The organism is Kitasatospora sp. NPDC040550 (assembly GCF_055594965.1).
On sequence record NZ_JBVIWC010000020.1, the window covers coordinates 111819 to 127746 of the forward strand.

General features: G+C 71.8%; 17 protein-coding genes. 11 read left to right on the plus strand and 6 right to left on the minus strand.

All coding sequences use genetic code 11. The annotated features are described in order from the left end of the window. Window positions 1-7: 7 nt before the first annotated feature. Window positions 8-997, plus strand: a complete 990-nt coding sequence (locus ACZ58X_RS27130; RefSeq protein ID WP_470336190.1) for a hypothetical protein — start codon at window positions 8-10, stop codon at window positions 995-997. A gap of 109 nt (window positions 998-1106) precedes the next feature. On the opposite strand, the gene ACZ58X_RS27135 is transcribed toward ACZ58X_RS27130, so the two are convergent. Next, complete coding sequence (locus tag ACZ58X_RS27135) at window positions 1107-1577, minus strand: hypothetical protein (protein ID WP_470336191.1); 471 nt, start codon at window positions 1575-1577, stop codon at window positions 1107-1109. Window positions 1578-1727: 150 nt separating this feature from the next. Between ACZ58X_RS27135 and ACZ58X_RS27140 the strand changes: the two genes are divergently transcribed. Further along, the gene (locus ACZ58X_RS27140) at window positions 1728-2552 is read left to right on the plus strand and encodes an SDR family oxidoreductase (RefSeq protein ID WP_470336192.1); all 825 of its coding nucleotides are present in this window, start codon (window positions 1728-1730) and stop codon (window positions 2550-2552) included. Between the two features lie 137 nt (window positions 2553-2689). Here ACZ58X_RS27140 and ACZ58X_RS27145 read toward each other — a convergent pair whose 3' ends face one another. Genes ACZ58X_RS27145 through ACZ58X_RS27165 form a run of 5 tightly spaced genes read right to left on the minus strand, consistent with a single transcriptional unit; the run spans window position 2690 to window position 5032 of the window. Next, a complete protein-coding gene (locus tag ACZ58X_RS27145) occupies window positions 2690-2971 on the minus strand; it encodes a hypothetical protein (RefSeq protein ID WP_470336193.1) in 282 nt (93 codons plus the stop codon). Between the two features lie 21 nt (window positions 2972-2992). Further along, entirely contained in the window at window positions 2993-4270 is a 1278-nt protein-coding gene (locus ACZ58X_RS27150) for a site-specific integrase (RefSeq protein WP_470336194.1), read from the minus strand. Window positions 4271-4275: 5 nt separating this feature from the next. Next, on the minus strand, window positions 4276-4482 hold the full coding sequence (locus ACZ58X_RS27155; protein ID WP_470336195.1) for a hypothetical protein: 207 nt from the start codon (window positions 4480-4482) through the stop codon (window positions 4276-4278). After that, complete coding sequence (locus ACZ58X_RS27160; protein ID WP_470336196.1) at window positions 4479-4859, minus strand: hypothetical protein; 381 nt, start codon at window positions 4857-4859, stop codon at window positions 4479-4481. The genes ACZ58X_RS27155 and ACZ58X_RS27160 overlap by 4 nt, the downstream gene beginning before the upstream one ends. Next, on the minus strand, window positions 4856-5032 hold the full coding sequence (locus tag ACZ58X_RS27165; RefSeq protein ID WP_470336197.1) for a hypothetical protein: 177 nt from the start codon (window positions 5030-5032) through the stop codon (window positions 4856-4858). Before ACZ58X_RS27165 ends, ACZ58X_RS27160 begins: the two co-directional genes overlap by 4 nt. A 531-nt stretch (window positions 5033-5563) precedes the next feature. Here ACZ58X_RS27165 and ACZ58X_RS27170 point away from each other — a divergent pair. From ACZ58X_RS27170 to ACZ58X_RS27210, 9 genes are all read left to right on the plus strand, one after another. Then, window positions 5564-5770 carry a hypothetical protein gene (locus ACZ58X_RS27170; RefSeq protein WP_470336198.1) on the plus strand — a complete coding sequence of 69 codons (207 nt, stop codon included), beginning with the start codon at window positions 5564-5566 and terminating at the stop codon, window positions 5768-5770. A 230-nt stretch (window positions 5771-6000) separates the two neighbouring features. Then, window positions 6001-6270, plus strand: coding sequence for a hypothetical protein (locus tag ACZ58X_RS27175; RefSeq protein WP_470336199.1), 270 nt, complete (start codon window positions 6001-6003; stop codon window positions 6268-6270). Continuing rightward, window positions 6254-8881 (plus strand): hypothetical protein, encoded by a 2628-nt coding sequence (locus ACZ58X_RS27180; RefSeq protein ID WP_470336200.1) that lies wholly within the window; start codon window positions 6254-6256, stop codon window positions 8879-8881. The genes ACZ58X_RS27175 and ACZ58X_RS27180 overlap by 17 nt, the downstream gene beginning before the upstream one ends. A gap of 238 nt (window positions 8882-9119) precedes the next feature. Next, window positions 9120-10328, plus strand: coding sequence for an AAA family ATPase (locus tag ACZ58X_RS27185; RefSeq protein WP_470336201.1), 1209 nt, complete (start codon window positions 9120-9122; stop codon window positions 10326-10328). 19 nt (window positions 10329-10347) lie between these two features. Then, window positions 10348-11970, plus strand: coding sequence for a VWA domain-containing protein (locus ACZ58X_RS27190; protein WP_470336202.1), 1623 nt, complete (start codon window positions 10348-10350; stop codon window positions 11968-11970). A gap of 139 nt (window positions 11971-12109) precedes the next feature. Next, on the plus strand, window positions 12110-13117 hold the full coding sequence (locus ACZ58X_RS27195) for a DUF6744 family protein (RefSeq protein WP_470336203.1): 1008 nt from the start codon (window positions 12110-12112) through the stop codon (window positions 13115-13117). Between the two features lie 325 nt (window positions 13118-13442). Further along, the gene (locus ACZ58X_RS27200) at window positions 13443-13814 is read left to right on the plus strand and encodes a hypothetical protein (protein WP_470336204.1); all 372 of its coding nucleotides are present in this window, start codon (window positions 13443-13445) and stop codon (window positions 13812-13814) included. A gap of 70 nt (window positions 13815-13884) precedes the next feature. Continuing rightward, window positions 13885-14121 carry a hypothetical protein gene (locus tag ACZ58X_RS27205; protein WP_470336205.1) on the plus strand — a complete coding sequence of 79 codons (237 nt, stop codon included), beginning with the start codon at window positions 13885-13887 and terminating at the stop codon, window positions 14119-14121. 417 nt (window positions 14122-14538) lie between these two features. Continuing rightward, complete coding sequence (locus tag ACZ58X_RS27210; RefSeq protein WP_470336206.1) at window positions 14539-15168, plus strand: VWA domain-containing protein; 630 nt, start codon at window positions 14539-14541, stop codon at window positions 15166-15168. Window positions 15169-15928: the final 760 nt, after the last annotated feature.

A 15928-nucleotide genomic window follows, 5' to 3' on the forward strand; every position in this document is an offset into this window, starting at 1 on the left:
GAACCCCGTGTCCAAGGTGTACGACAACCTGCCCTCTTCCATCACCGAGGCCGGCGAGAACGTGCTGCGCGCCTACGCCGAGGGCACCGTTCCCACCACGGACCCGGGCCTTCTGCAGACGGCCGAAACCATGCTGTTCGCCGAGGCAGCAGCTCTCGAGGCCGTCGCCCTCCTGACCGAGCGCCACAGTTCCAGCAGCGACCTGGTGTTCGCCGAGCTCCTGGAGGAGCCGGTCTTCATGGACCTGGCGCCGACGATCCTGTCCATGCTGCGGTTCCTGCGTGGCCGCATTGCCGGCCACGACCCTGTCCTGCGTCTTGCCCCCTCCACACCCCAGCCCGCCCTGTGCTTCCTCCTGCTGGCCGGGCAGGCCCTGGTCAGTGCCGCGGCCGACCGGCCCGGTACCCAGCCGGTCCGCGATGCGCTCGCCGAGTGCCTTCACCGGCTGGCCACCTCCCCCGCCGAAGAGCGCTATCCCGCCGGGGACCTGGGGTTCGGCCTCGACGACCAGCAGCGCGAGGAGGTGGACGAGGAGACGTACCTGCTGGACGAGGCCCGCAAGGTCCTCACCGAGTCCGTGCCGCTGCGGCGGGTCCTTACCTCCGTGCGAGGCGAGGGAGGGGCGGTGTTCCTGACCGTGGATCTCGTGGCCCGCCCCGATGTGGCCGACCTGCTGCGGATGCTGGCAACCGACCCGCCGGCCGGGGGCGCGGACACCTCGACCCGGTGGCGGGCCTTCGCGGCACCGGCAGCCAGCCTGATCCGACTGGAGATCGAATGGCTCCAGCCCGTGCACGCGACCCTAGCCCTCGTCCTCGACGTCGACGAATACGCTCCCGCCCTCAAGGCCCTCACCCGCTCCGACCACGTGCAGCTGTCCGCCACCGATCCTGTCGGCCAGCCGCGCGACGCGGTCATCCACAGCGTCAAGGTCCCCACCAACGGACCCGCACTGCATCACCTGCTCACCGAGGCCGCCCGACGACGCCAGGACTGAGCACGCGGCCTCACCACGGCAGCTGGCGGAACCGGACGCGGCAACGTCTCCCACGCACTCGTCGTCCCGCTCTGGCCGTTGCGGCGGTTTGACCAGAGCGCCGTCACACCTATCCGCCGAGCGCGACGACGTTTCCGCAGAATCCGACGATGACGCCGGCCAACAGCATCACGGGTCCCCGGACGCTGACTGCCGCCTTCTTCAGTCCGCCTTCCAGATACTCGTTGACCTGCTGGAACTGGGTCTCCACGGACTGGCGGGTGGCCTCCAGGTCGCCTTTGAGCCGGGTCTCCAGGTGAGCCGTCATCTGGCGGTCGCGGCGGTCGAGCTCTTCGGGCACACCGCGTCTCCACGCCTCCAGAGCCTCGACGCGCTGGGCGAGCGTCTTCGGCTCGCCTGTCTCCGCGGTGACGCCGAAGGCCTCCGCGCCGACACCAACGTCGAACCCGTACACGTAGCGGGGTCGATGAAGGTGTGCGCGTAGTCTCCGCCGCGCCTCGTGGATGTCGTAGAAGGTCCAGGCGAAGCCACCCACCTCCAGGACGAGCGCGATCACGAAGAGGACGACTGCCGCAGCCATAAGCACACGTTAGGCCCCGGCAGGTGTCGCAACCGCGAACGAGGCCGCGTGGACGGCCAAGCCCCCTTCTGCCGGAGCCGGGCGCGTGACGCCGGCGGGCCTCCCCGTTCCCCTGCGGGGTGGTGTGCGGTTCCGCTACCGTGTACCGGCATGACGGTGCTGATCATCGGCGGCAGGGGGTTCCTGGGAACCGAGCTGGTGCACCAGGCGACGTCCGCCGGTCGCGTCACGGCCGCGACGTTCAACTCCCGCCCTGGCGACGCCCCCGGCGCCTCGTGGCACCGTCTGGACCTGAGGGAACCCCGTGGGCTCGACGAGGTCATCGACACGGTGGCACCGAGCGTGGTGATCAACGCGTCCAGCGGGGAGGCCGACTGGGCGGTCACCGCCGACGGCCCCGTCCGCCTCGCTCAGGCGGCCGAGCGGCGGAGGATCCGTCTGGTGCACGTCTCCAGCGACGCCGTTTTCTCCGGTTCCGACGTCAACTACGACGAGACGGCCTTCCCGGACCCGGTGACCCCCTACGGGGCGGCGAAGGCCGCCGCCGAGACTGCGGTGCGTCTCCTTCACCCTGCCGCGGTCGTCGCCCGCACCTCGCTGATCATCGGCGATGGCCGGTCCGCTCATGAACGGATCGTGCACGAACTGGCCACCGGCGGACGGGAAGGAGTCCTCTTCACGGATGACGTGCGCTGCCCCGTGCATGTCGCTGACCTGGCGGCCGCCCTCTGGGAGCTGGCGATGTCCGACGCGGCCGGTGTCTTCCATCTCGCGGGACGTGACGCCCTCAGCCGCTACGAACTCGGTGTGCTCATCGCCCGGCGCGACGGAGTCGACCCCTCCCTGCTGCCCGCCGGCCGCCGGGCGGACACGCGCCTCCCGCAAGCCCTGGACGTCCGGCTCGACAGCCGCGTCACGCAACGCCGGCTGCGTACCAGACTCCGCGGCGCCAGGGACTTCCTGGACAAGGGTTGATGACCAGCCAGCCCCGCCGCCCCCGGCCGGTACCCAGGGATGCGCACCGGGCCGGGGGCGCCATCACGTCACGGTGCCCGGATGGAATCCTGGGGGCTCCGGCAGGAAGAGAGGCGGGCCCGGACCTCAACGCCGGATCAGAACTCCCCCGGCACGCGCAGGGTCACCCGCCAGCGACCCGGCGCCGACTCCTCGGCCGCGGTCGCGCTCGCGCCGCGCAGGTCGTCCTCGTACGCGCGGTCGATGTAGGCGAGCAGGCGCGCCTCGGCCTGCTCGGCGGTGCCGGCGTCGAGGGTGAAGTCGGCGACCGCGACCGGCCGCCCTTCGGCGGGACGCTCGATCCCCCGGTCGGCGAGCTTGTCGGCGTTCCACCGGTTGTCGGGGACGGCGGGGAGGCTGGTGGGGTAGGTGGTGGGCACGGTTCTCCTCGGTGCGCGGGGTCAGGCCGCCAGCCCGAGGGCGGCGGTGGGGTTCTGGTCCCAGGTCAGCTTCTTCTTGCGGTAGGCGTCGAACGCGGCGGAGCGCGGCGAGTGCCGGGAGTGGACGGCGACCGCCTCGGGCGGGTTCCCGGCGTCGAGCATGGCCTGGATGCAGCCGCGGCGCATGGAGTGTCCGGTGATCCGGCGGATCGCGGCGCGGGCCGCGCGGCGGGTGGTGCGCCAGGTCTTCATGATGGCGTTGGACTCCTCGGCGGTGGCCGCGTTCTCGGCTGCCTCCTTCGCCTCTCGCGCGGCCAGTGCCTCGGCCGCCCGCTCCTCCGGTGTCTGGGTGGGGGTCAGCTTCGCCTTCTGCGCGGCCGTCTTGACGATGTCGTTGACGGTGTCGGCGGTGATGCCGCCGCGCCGCTTCTCGTCCTTGGTGTGGCGGCCGGCGGCGCGTACGCCGATGTTGCCGTGCCGGTCGATGCGGCGCAGCAGCGGGCCTGGGGTGAGCTGTCCGTCGTCGGCCAGCACGTCGAGCCACGCGCGCAGCGCGAACAGCGGGCACAGTTCCTGGTCGTCCGGGGCGAGGATGCGTACCTCCTGGCCGCGCGCCTGCTGGTCGGCCTTGGAGCGGCGGATCTTGACGATCAGCGCCGGGCGCTGGGTCTTGTTCTTGGTGGCCGGGTCGGTGACCTTGACCGTGGTGAAGTGGATGTCGTGGAGGTTGAGCCGGGCGGGTTCGGAGGCGCGGCCGGCCATCCACCAGTCCAGCAGCAGCACCGCCGCGTCCCGCTTGCCGCGCACCGTGGTGCGGTCCAGCGTGCGCACCATCAAACGGAGTTCGTTCAGGTCGACGCCGTCGGCCTGCAGCGGGCCGGGCTCGACCAGCGGGTCGTCGGCCTCCTCACCGCGGCGCTGGGAGATGATGGCGAGGCAGCTCTTGATCTCCACCTTGTCCAGCGGGGTGCGGTGCATGGCGCGCAGCATCCGCAGGGTGCCGAAGTGCGCGTCCAGGGTGGAGGCGGGGTGGCCCCGGTCGGCGAGGTCGTCGAGGAAGCAGAGCACGGCGTTGGCCTCGGCGGTGTCCCAGCCGTAGGTGTCGCACCAGTCCTGATAGGCGCTCCAGCGCGAGTCGCGGGCGCTGCGGGAGTTGCGCGGCACCGCGTTGTTCAGGCGCCGGGCGGCCGAGGCGGTGATCCGCCCGCCGCCGGGCAGGTGCACATCGGCCTCGGCGCGGGGGCGGCGGCGCACCGCCGGGGCGGGCCCGGCGGCGGGGACGAGTTCGGTCGACGCCATCGGGGTTACGGCTCCTCGTACGGGGTGGGCGGGGCCTGCCAGGTCAGGGTTTCCAGCGGCGAGCGCGTCGTCCGCACCCACTCCGGGACCCGGGCGGCGTGCGCCACGGCGGACGCCTCGTCGCTGAAGAGGACGACGGGCCGGGCGGGCGCGGCCGGAGCGGGCGGCAGGGCTGGGAGGCGGCGGGCGGCGGGGTCGGGCTGGGGTGTCACCGGCTGGCCTCCGGGGGCTCGATGTGGAACTCGGTGACCTCGCGGCCGCCGCGCAGCGCGGTCTCCTCCCGGAAGGCGGCGCCCTCGGCGGTGAGCTGGGCCCGCATCCGGTCGGCGTCGCTGGGCGCCTTGCCGCTGCTCATCGCCCCGAAGACGACCGCGTCGCCGGGGAGGCCGCCGGGGGTGTGCGGCAGGGCCCAGCGCAGCGTGCCGCGCGGGCCGGGGCCGGCGGGGGCGTGGCGGCGGCCCGTACGGGCCAGGCGGTGCAGCAGCTCGGGGACGGTGAGGCCGCGCCGTTCGGCCTCGGGCTCCAGCAGGGTGCGGGCCCGCGCGAACGGGTCCGGCGCCTGCTGCTCTTCGGGCGCGGGGCCGGTCACCGGGCGCCGCCGCGGGCGAGGGCGTGCAGGCGGGCGAAGTCGCCGTCGGTGAGCGCGCCGCCGTCCGGCCGGGCGTAGGTGACCTCGCGGCGCACCGCGGTCACCGTCACCGGGAACAGTGCCTGCTGGCCCGGACCCGTGGGCACCTGCTCCTGCGGGATCTCCCCCGTCATCTTCTCCCCCTGCGCTCTCGGGCCGTCCTGGCGAAGTCGTTGCGTCCGCCGGATACCGGCTGGCGCGTGTTGTCGTGTCCGCGCCGGTTTCTGATTCCAGCTAAGGGGAGCGTATCCCGAATCAGGCCCTCGGGGAGGGCCAACACGGCAACGTCCGGGATTCAACGACTTCTGTGAGCGGCCTCCTGCGCGCGGCACCGTCCCGCCGAGAGCGGGCCCAGCGCCGCAGCGGCCCGGCTCACCAAAGCCATTCTGAGCGCTCCAAAGTGGCTTGCAAGGACATTGGTTCAGGAACCTTCATCGCCTCTCAGATTCGCGTACAGGGATTTCCGCACGTCATGGCATATTTAACCTCACTCATCTCTCGTCAATTTTACTCAAAAGTGAGTTGAGTTAGGATAGTGAGGAAGGTTCGTCGGGCCGGGAAAACGGCAGGCTAGGGGCCCGGCGCGGTACTCGCGGACTACCGGGGTACGTCCCGATCAGGCGACAGGCCCCAGGGCTGGGGAGAAGAGGGGGGATACTCCGGGCATGGACTTCGAAGGACGCATGCACCGCAAGCTCGTCAGCGTGCTGGCCGCCGGCGGGCTCACCGGGATCACCGCCGGGGCCCTGGTCGCCTGGCTGCTCGGCACCGGGGTCCCCGGGAGCGGCGGCGTGTGGGTCTGCACGGGCGGCGGCCTGCTGGGCGTACTCATCGCCGCCGCCCTCGGCTGGCGCGCCGTCAAGGACGTGTAGAAGCGCCCGCCGCCGAGGCCTCGGCCGCCGCTGGGCGGGGCGCCAGGAACGCGGCGAGCGGCAGGCTCGCGGGCTCCGGATGCCCGCCGGGACGTACGAGAGCGGACAGCAGGGCGCTGGGCGGCATCGCCCGGCGCCGGGCCGCCCGCCGATAGGATCGACTCGCCCGAAAGCGGGCACCGGAACATGAAGGGGACATGGTGGCGGACCAGTTGAGCGTCGCGGAGGTCGTGGAGCATCTCACGACCAAGGAGGGCAACCAGTTCCTCGCCGACGCGCAGTACGCCGCGGCCGACGCCTGCCATCGCCGGGAGATCCGGCGCGGCGTCGCCCAGAAGGTCACCGCCCTGCTCGTCGACGGCGCCAACGGCGACCTCGTCGACGGCGCGGTGGCCGCCGAGCACCTGTGCAACACGATGTGGCACCTGGCCGGCCTGGCCGCCCAGGAGGACGAGCTCGCGCGGACCGAGACGGAGGCCTCCGGTGCCGGAGCTCACTGACGGCGTCGCCGCCACCGTCCCTGCCCCTGGTGCCGGGGACCCGTGGCTGGAACGGAAGTTCGCCGGCCACGCCGGGGCGGCGGCGGACTGCCGCTACCCCGACTGCACCGAGGCGCGCGAGACCCCCGCGAAGGGCCGGCCCGGGCCGCCCCCGGAGTTCTGTCCCGCCCACAACAACAAGCGGGACAAGCAGTACGCGTACCGGCAGGAGAAGAAGGCGGAGGCGGAGGCCGCTGCACGACGCGCCGCCGAGGAAGTCAGCGAGTCCGCCCCCGCGCCGGACCCGCTGCCGGTCGTCCTCGCCCGGCGGGCCCGCGAGCAGAGCGTGCTCGCCGAGTTGCTGCCCCGGGTGGCCGCCGCTCTGGAGACTGTCCTCGCCGGTGAGCAGGCCGCCGCCGACACCGACGCCGTCGCCGCCCACCTCGCCGCCGTCGACCACGCGGCCGCCGTCCGGGTCGAGGAGGCCGCCTCCGCCCGCGCCGCCGCCGAGCAGACGGCGGCCGCCGCGCAGGCCGCCGCCGAGGCGTCCGCCCGTGCCGCCGCCGAGGCGGACCAGGAACGCGCCGCCGCCGTACGGGAGGCGGCGACCGCCCTGCGCGAGGCCGCCGAGGCCGACCAGCGGGCCGGCGCCGCGACCGAGGCCCTGCGTCAGCTCACCGACGACCACCTTGCCCTGCGCGATACGCACCAGGACCTCCAGGGCGAGCAGCGGCGCCTCGCCGAGCGGCATACCGAGCTGGTCGAGGCCCATACCTCCCTGAACCGGCAGCACGTCGAACTGACCAAGCACGCCGGGCGCCTGGACGGCGAACTCGCCGCGCTCCGCCCCCGGCTGGAGGAGCAGACGGGTCGGATCACGGCTCTGGAAGACGAGCTGCGTACCACGAACGACGCCCTCGGCGACGCCCGCGAGCGCGCCGGAGGCCTCCAGACCGCCCTCGACGAACTCCAGCGGGCACGGCAGGCCGACGCTGACCGGCACACCGAGGAGCTGGACGGCGTCCGCGCTGAGCGGGACGAGGCCGCGGGCAAGCTGGCCGCCACCACCACGAACCTCGGCGTGGCCCGCGAGCGCGCCGAGGGCCTTCAACGGCAGCTCGACGTCCTCGATCGGGACCGGAAGGCAGAGCAGACCCGACACACCCAGGAACTGGCCGAGCTGCGCGCCGAGCACGAGCGGGCCCTGGCCGAGCTGCGGGAGGGCGTCACCCGGCTCACCGCCGAGAACGCCGCCCTCACCGCCCTGGCGGCTCCGCCAGCCGTCGCCGAGGCGGAGGAGACCGGTCAGGCCGCCCAGCAGGACGTGTCCGCAGGGCAGATGGACATGTTCACGCTCAATACGGCCGGCCAGCCCGTGCCCGGCCCCGCCGCACCGCCCCAAACTCCGGCCGAGCCGAGCCCGCAGGAGCAGTCCCCCGGATCCGACACCGTCGGCAGCGGATCCGGAGCGCCGGACGAGGCCGACCAGCTACCCGCGGCCATCGAGGACCTCGGCTTCCAAGCAGGCTCCGGCTGGTGCATGGCCCGCTACCCCTCGTCCGGGGACACGTGGACGGTCCTCCGCGACGGCCAGCAGGTGGGGACGGTGACGCCCGAGCGTGCGAGCACCGGGCGCCGCTCCCTCCTCGGATGGTCGGCCCGGGAACAGCTCACGGCCGTGCGCCCCACGAAGGGCAGGCACTTCAACAACCGCGACATCGCCGCGAAGGCCGTCATCAAGGCGTCGTTGCGCCGACAGCCCGAGCTGGCCACCGCGATGCCCACCTGGTGGGCCGCGCTGACGGAACAGACAGCCACGGCGCTGGCTCGCGCCGCGGCGCCCTTGGCGACCGCGTCCGCCGGCCGTGGCGGGCACCTGTCTCTCTTCGCGCCGGCGCTTCGCCACGCGGCGCTCCGCATGGCCACCCGCGCCCCGCACGAGGGCGACCTTGCCCAGCTCCAGAGCATCTCGGAGTCCGTCCTAGACCGCAGCAAGGACGGTGCCCGGCTCATCGCCGCGCTGCGGGCGGCCGCCGTGGCGAGCGAGACCACCGCCCTCGGCACGGTCGACGGCCGGGCCTGGACCCTCGAACCCGACCTGGACCACGGCGACGTGCTGATCGTCTGCGCGGACGGCCAGCCGGTGGGCACCCTCGAACCGACTTCCTCCAACCCGGGCGGGCGCTGGACAGCCAAGCACCGCCGTTGCACCCTCAAGCCGGCCACCGGCCGCGCCTTCGCCGACCGCGACACCGCCCTCCAAGCCGTCATCGCCGCCGAGCGGGACCACCGCCCCCTGCCCGCCCCCCACGACCCGGCGTGGCACCGCATCCAGCCCGGATTCCGCGGCTCCCTCTACAGTGCCGCGCGTGCCGCCATGGACCTGAAGAACTCCCACTCCCAGCTGGAACCGATCGAGTACAGCCGGGCGGTCACCAACGCCCTCGTGGAAGCGAGGCGGAGCGTCAACGCGCCCGTGGAGCCCGCACACCTTGCCGTCCTGCTCGACGCGCCCCGGGAAGACCTCGGCCCGAAGCAGAGCGCCCGCGCTGACCGGCTGTACGAGGTCCTCCAGCGGATCCGGGACGACCTCCTCACGCAGTCGGCCCGGGGGAAAACCGACCAGGCATAAGTTCAGGGTGGTGCCCTGCGGGAGGGGCGCTGTCAGGTGCGCCTCCCGCAGGAGCGGCTCATGACGAACCTCTGCGGCCCGCCGAACACCACACTGCTTCCCCGCTGGCAGAGCGAGCAGGCGGTTGCTGATCCGGGGCGTCGGCTTCCCCTTCGGCTCTGCAAAAACGTCCGTTTTTGCAATCCCTCACGCTACGCTACGGGGCGTACGGGAAGCTGTGGCAGAGGGGATGACCACCATGACGGCAGGGCAGTTCGAGGACGCGGACAGCACCGCGCAGCGGCTGCGGGCCATCACGTCCGAGCTGACGGACCGGTACTACGAACGAGAGGACGTCGTGCGGACTCTCGTGACCGCGATGCTCGCCGGCCAGCACTCCCTGCTGCTCGGCCCGCCCGGTACCGCGAAGTCCGAGCTCGCCCGGGAGCTGACCGGCCGCATCGAGGGGGCGAACCTCTGGGAGATCCTCCTCTCCAAGTTCACCGCGCCCACGAGGATGTTCGGCCCGATCGATGTTGCGGCCCTCAGCCGCGGCGAGTACCGACAGGTCTACGACGGGCGGGCCACGACCGCGCACATCGCCTTCATCGACGAGATCTTCAAGTGCAGCACGGCCGCGCTCAACGAGACGCTGGGGCTGCTCAACGAGCGGATCTACCACCCGGAGAACGGCGGCGCCCCCATCGCGTGCCCGTTGATCAGCGCGATCACGGCGTCCAACGAGCTGCCGTCCGGCGAGGACAGCGCGGCGATCTACGACCGGCTCCTGGTCCGCCTGGAGGTCGACTACCTGAACGACCCCTCGAACTTCGCGGCCCTCATCCGCTCCGCGGTCACCGAGGCCGCCCCGGTCGCCCGCACGACCATCACCCTGGCGGAGCTCCAGCACGCGGTCTCCACCGCGGTGCCCGCGGTGGAGGTCCCGGACGTGATCGTGGACGCCATGTGCACCCTGCGCGCCTCCCTCCGGCGCCGCGAACTCATCTCCTCCGACCGGCGCTGGCGGGTGTCCGTACGACTGCTCCAGGCATCCGCCCTCCTCGACGGCCGGACCGAGGTCAGTGAGAACGACCTCTCCGTGCTCACCCACGTGCTCTGGGACTCCCCCGCGCAGCGGCCCACCGTCGAGCGTGAAGTGCTCCAGATGGTCAACCCCGACGCCAGGGAAGCGCTCGACCTCGCCGACGCGATCGAGGAACTGGCGGCCGACCTCGACGCCAAGGCCGGTCAGTCCCGTGAGGCGCTGTCGGACTGGGCGATCAAGGAGGCGAACACCAAGCTCGCCCGCGCCGGCAAGAGGCTCGGAAGGCTCCGCGCGGACGCAGAGCAGGCCGGCCGCTCCACCGCGTCCATCGACCGCGCCATCGCCCGCCAGAAGGCCGTCCACGCCCGCGTTCTCACCGAAGCGCTCGGTGTCGACGCCTCCCTGGTCCAGGCGCAGGTCTGAGCCGGCGGAGGGAAGGGCTGTGGGTAAGAAGCTGACCAAGCTCAAGGACCTGGCTGCGCGGGCCGGACGCTGGCTGGGGCTCGCCAGCTCGCCGCCAGAGCCGAAGGCCACCGCCGTGGTGGTCTCGGACCGGTTCGACGACATGACCTGGGCGGAGACCTTCGAGGAGGCCTCCGCCCTCCAGGATCTGGCGGAGGAACTCAACGACCGGTTCGACCACACGCCGGACCTGCTGCGCGACCTTTTCCTCTCTGCGTTCAAGGCGGCTCCCCAGCTGCGCGAGCGGGCGGACATGGATGAGTCCCGCCTGATCAACCACCAGGTCGTCACCGCGATGGTCGGCAGCCCGGAGTACGGGGAACTTCACCGTGCGACCGTCGGCGATCCGTACGCCGCGGCCATGGCCGTCCTCGCCCAGAGCGACGCCCTGCGGCGTCTGCTCGAGCAGACGCGGGACGCCCAGGAGAAGGGGCGCCAGGCCCACGACGCCCAGGACGACGTCGGAGACGCGGCTCGCGCTGTCGCCGAGGCGCTGGCGCGGGCCGGGGGCACGGAAGACGAGAACGGCGCCGTGCCCGATGACGTGGCCGCCGCCGTGGACGAGGCGATCGAGGGGGCCGAATCTGCGGACAAGGCCGCTCAGCAGGCCGTGCAGGCGGCCGCGCACGCCCTCGCCGCGGTGACCCCCACCATCCGTACGGCGATCCGGCGGGCGATGGCCCAGGCCGCGGAGGCCGCCCACGAGGAGGACGCCCTGATGCGGGCCTGGGGCGTGGACCAGGGGCAGTTGGAGCGGATGCCCTTCGAGGAGCGGGCCCTTCTCGCCGAACGACTCCGTACAGGACGCCTGGGACAGTTCGCGGACCTCATTGGGAGGTTCCGCCTCATGGCCCTCGGCGAGCGGGCCCGGAAGGTGGAGAACGCCCCCGGAGAACTCGTCGGGATCACCCTCGGCGACGACCTCTCCCGCGTTGTGCCCTCCGAACTCGCTCACCTCGGCATTCCGGTGATGCGGGCCGTCTTCGCGGCCAGGTACGCCGAGGCCAGCCTCATGCTCTACGACAGCCGAGGGGAACAGAACACGGGGCAGGGCGCGATCATCGCCTGCATCGACACCTCCTTCTCCATGACCACCGCGGATCCCGCCGGCATCACCAGGGAGGCATGGGCCAAGGCATGCGCCCTGGCGCTGCTCGACCAAGCCCGGCAGGCCAAGAGGGACTTCGTCGGCATCCTCTTCAGCTCGGCGAGCGAACTGAGCGTCCACCGCTTCCCCAGCTCCGCCCCGGCCGGCATCGCCGACGTCGTCGACTTCGCGGAGTGCTTCTTCGGCGGTGGAACGGACTTCGAGGCGCCGCTCACAGCGGCAGTCGACCTGCTGGAGGCGGAGTTCAACGAGGTTGGCCGGGCGCGCGGAGACATCGTGCTGATCACCGACGGGGAATGCGGCGTCACCGAGGAATGGATGCACCGCTGGAACGAGACCAAACGGCGGTTGGACTTCCGCACCTTCGGCATCTCCATCGGCAACGGGCCGGCGACCGCGCCCGGGGTCGTGCTGGACGCGCTGTGCGACAACCTCCGCGGTCTCGACGACCTGACCGATCCCCGGGCAGTGTCCGACCTCTTCCGGCTGCTCTGAGCAGGCTCGCCGCCCTTCTCGTCCCTACCCCAACGCACGTTTTCGCACGGAGCCGAGCGATATGACTACTCCCCCGCCCTCAGCGGCCGACCCTGAACTCAAGACAGGTGACACGGCCTTCGACGCCTACGCCGAGGCGATGTCCGAGGAGGGCACCCCGCTCCTCGGCCACCTCGTCCTCTACTCAATCTTCGACGGCAAGGTGACCCGCGACGATCTCGTCCGGTGGTTCACCGAGCTGGACCTGGACGAGGCTCTCCTGCCTCCGCCTGTGCGCCACGTGGACGCGTTCGAGCGAGTCACCGGCCCCGACGGCGTCCGCGTGACATACCCCTTGGACGACCCGAGCGCAACCGGCCCGGCGAGCAAGCGCGGCCGGCGCCGCGGGCGCAACGAGCTCCTCAAGACGGCCACCCTGATGGTCCGGCCCGTACGCCGAGACGGAGGCCAGATCGTGCGGCACGTCGTCCGTGAGATCCGCGACGAGGAACGAACGAGCCTGGAGTACGACACGCGCATCGCGATCTGCACCTTTGACCGGGACAACTCCGAGAACAGCCCCGAAGGGGCCGGCGCCCTCACCATCGAGGAGGACCGTTCCGCCATCGCCAAGCTCCCCGAGGCCGAGCAGACGACCGTCCGACAGATGCTCACCGACATCAACGAGGCGTTCCGCCATCGATGCACCTATCTGACCAGCGACAAGCTGCGCTCGGTGGTCCGACGGTACGTCGAGCACCTGAGTGCCATCCGGGTCCGGCCCACCGGCGGGGTGTACTTCGTGCACCGCCAGCACGCGGAGGTCCTCGGCTCACTGCGGGAACTCGTCGGCCGGTTCGGGGAGGGCAGCCACCTCGTACGAGTCCCCCTGCCGGATCAGGAGGAGATGCGCGAGATGATCATCATGGCGTTCACGACCAAGGCAAAGGACGAACTCGACGAACTCGCCCGGGACATCGCCGCCGCCCAGCGCAGCGGGAAGGCCGACGAAGCCAGGAAGCTGTACGAGCGCTTCACCGCTCTCCAGGAGGCCACGAACGAGCACTCCGACCTGCTCTCCACCTCCCTGGACGACACGCGAGCTGCCCTCCAGCTCGTGAAGGTCCAGTTGGGGGGTCTCCTCGCCACAGCCACCGACGAGGGATAGTCGTCCCGGCGTTGCCGGGGCCGTGTTGTCTCCGTACGGTCCTTCGCTGCGCTGCGGTCCGTACGGGTTTCCCCCGCCCTCCCTGCTTTTCGATTCTGGGGGCCGGGCGGCTGCGTGCAAGGTCGTCCGGTCCGTGTCCTCGCCGGCCCGCTCCTTCGTCGCTCTACCGGCTGCGGTACTCCCTTCCTCCCCTGCACTCCGCCGCCCGGCCCCCGACATCTCACAGCGCAGGGAGGGCGGGGGAAAAAGGGTCCGCGGTCATCAGGCCGTACACACCACCCGCCGCACCCGACCAACCCGAACGAGCACCCGGAAGAGGAACCCGATGAACACGCAGCTCCCCGCCCTCGTTGCCGACCACGCCATCCCGTCCGAAGCCATGAACGAGGCCGTGGACGAACTCGCCCACCTCGTCCACCGAGCGGCCCAGCGGAACGACACCACGGAGGAAGCCGTCCTCGGCGACCTCACCGACGCGATGCTCGGCGCGGCGTACCTGGGATACGCGCTCGCCATCAGCCAGCAGCTCACCGGCGAGGCCAAGGAGGACGCCGCCCGGCGCGCGGCGTACCGGAAGCTGCACGAGGCAGGTTCTCCCGGTTTGGCCTACCGAACCGTGCTGCGGCTCTGGGGGAGGCCCCGCCGTCGCCCGCTCACGGGAGCCAGCACGGTTGACAACCCTCAGCCCGTGCAGTAAATTAGTACATGTCGAGAAGGGGAGGGCAAGCCCCGCGTCGACCACCACAACCACCCGTGAGGAGTGCATCGTGAGCGCCCACATCGAGACGCCCGCCGCCACCACCGCCCGCCCTGTCGAGCGACGCTTCCCCCGCTTCTGGGCGCGGCGCCAGCCGTCTCCCCCGCCGTACGCGGAGCTGGACTGCGCGTGCGGGGTGCGCATTGCGGCGGCCGGCCTGGTCGGCGTCCTCGCCACGCGCAAGAGCATCTTCCATCACACCTGCCGAGTCGAAGCCGTTCCTGCTCCCGCGAACGCCAAGTCGTAGCCGCCCGGGTGCCCCCTCGCGCCCGCCGGTCAGGAAGGTCCGCGGGTGGCGCCGCCTGAGGGTTCGCGCGAGCGCGGCTACCCCCACAGCAACGACCCACCCCGGCGGCGGGGTGGGATCCCAGAAGGAGGAGACATGGCGGTCCTGAACTATCGCCTCGTTCCGGCATTCCCCGACGAGCGGCACCCCGGACCGCGCCAGCGCGGCGCCCGGCGGCGCCGTGCGCGCCGCTGGGCCCGTCGAGAGGCGAAGCGAGCCGACGAGCGCCTGTGGCGCCGCGAGCTTGCTGAACGGTCGACCTCCGCAATCAGGGAGAGTTGACACCCACACCTCATAAAGGTAGATTAGTACACGTCGAAACGGGGAGGGCAAGCCCCGGGTCGAACACCACGAACCACCGTGCTCCAAGGAGATCGCATGACCACCCCTGACCGTCGGCACCTGATCGTCGTCCTCGATCGCTCGGGCAGCATGAACCGCGTCCGAGAGGACACCGAGGGCGGACTGAACGCGCTCCTCGACGAGCAGCGCAAGGCGCCCGGCGTCACCACCGTCACTCTCGTGCAGTTCGACGACGAGATCGAGACCGTCTACACCGGCCGTCCGCTGGACGAGATCCCTGAGTTCACCTTCCAGCCGCGCGGCATGACCGCCCTCCTGGACGCCGTCGGCACCACGGTGTGGCAGGAGGGGCAGCGAATCGCCACGCTGCCGCCCGCCGAGCAGCCGTCCGAGGTCACCCTCGTGATCCTCACCGACGGCAAGGACAACCGCTCCAAGCGCTTCGACCCCGGCCTGGTCCGGTACCTGGTTGACGGAGCCAGGGAGCATCAGGGGTGGACGGTGGTGTTCCTCGGCGCCAACCAGGACGCGTTCGAGGTCGGCGGCAGCCTGGGCGTTCCCGAGGCGACGACCCTGGGGTTCGACACCTCGCAGACGCGGGCCACCCTCACGACGGCTGGCCGAATGGTCTCGCGAGGCACGCGCACCGGTGAGTTCACCTTCACTGGCGAGGAGCGGAACGCCGCCGTGGACAGCGTGAAGTAGCCGAACCCCGGTCACCGAGCCCGGGGCGCACCGCGCCGCCCCGGGCGCCGTCCCGACGAAAGGCGCATCCACCCATGTCCACCCCGACTCATGCCAACCCTGAGGCCAACGCCGATTTTGCACGTGCCGTCGCCGCCGAACTGGGACCGCAGTGGGCACCCCGGCCCGCGGACTGGCCCGGCCACTACCAACTGACCGACGGCCGCGGAGCGCGTCTCGTCCTCCTCCCCGGGCTTGTGCGCGGCCTCCTGCCGGCTGCGAACAGCCATAGGGTCCGCTACGGACCTTCATCCCCTCAGATCGGCGTCACGCACCGCGATCCCGTGCATGTCGCCCGACATATCCGCCGCAGGCTCCTCCCTCAGTACGAGGCCGCACGCGCCCAGCACCAGGCGCTCGTAGGGGCCGAGCGCGCCGAGCGCCGCGCGCGTGCCCGAGTCGCGCAGGGCCTTGCCGAGACGCTCGAGACCCCTGCTGCGACCGTCGTGGTCGTGCCGGACTCCCCCCGCAGCGGGCAGACCACCGTCCGATGCGCATACATCAACGGCGGCTCCGTCGAGGCGGTCGTTGAGGGAGGCGGGGCGGGTGTCTCCCTGGATCTTCCGGGCTTGACGGCTGATCAGGCCAACGCCGTCGCCGGAATGGTCAGAAGCCTGAACGAGTCTCGCAAACGGGAGTTGACGCCAGGACCTCAGTAGAGTAAATTAGTACACGTCGGAACGGGGAGGGCAAGCCCCGGGCCGGACACCACAGACCACGA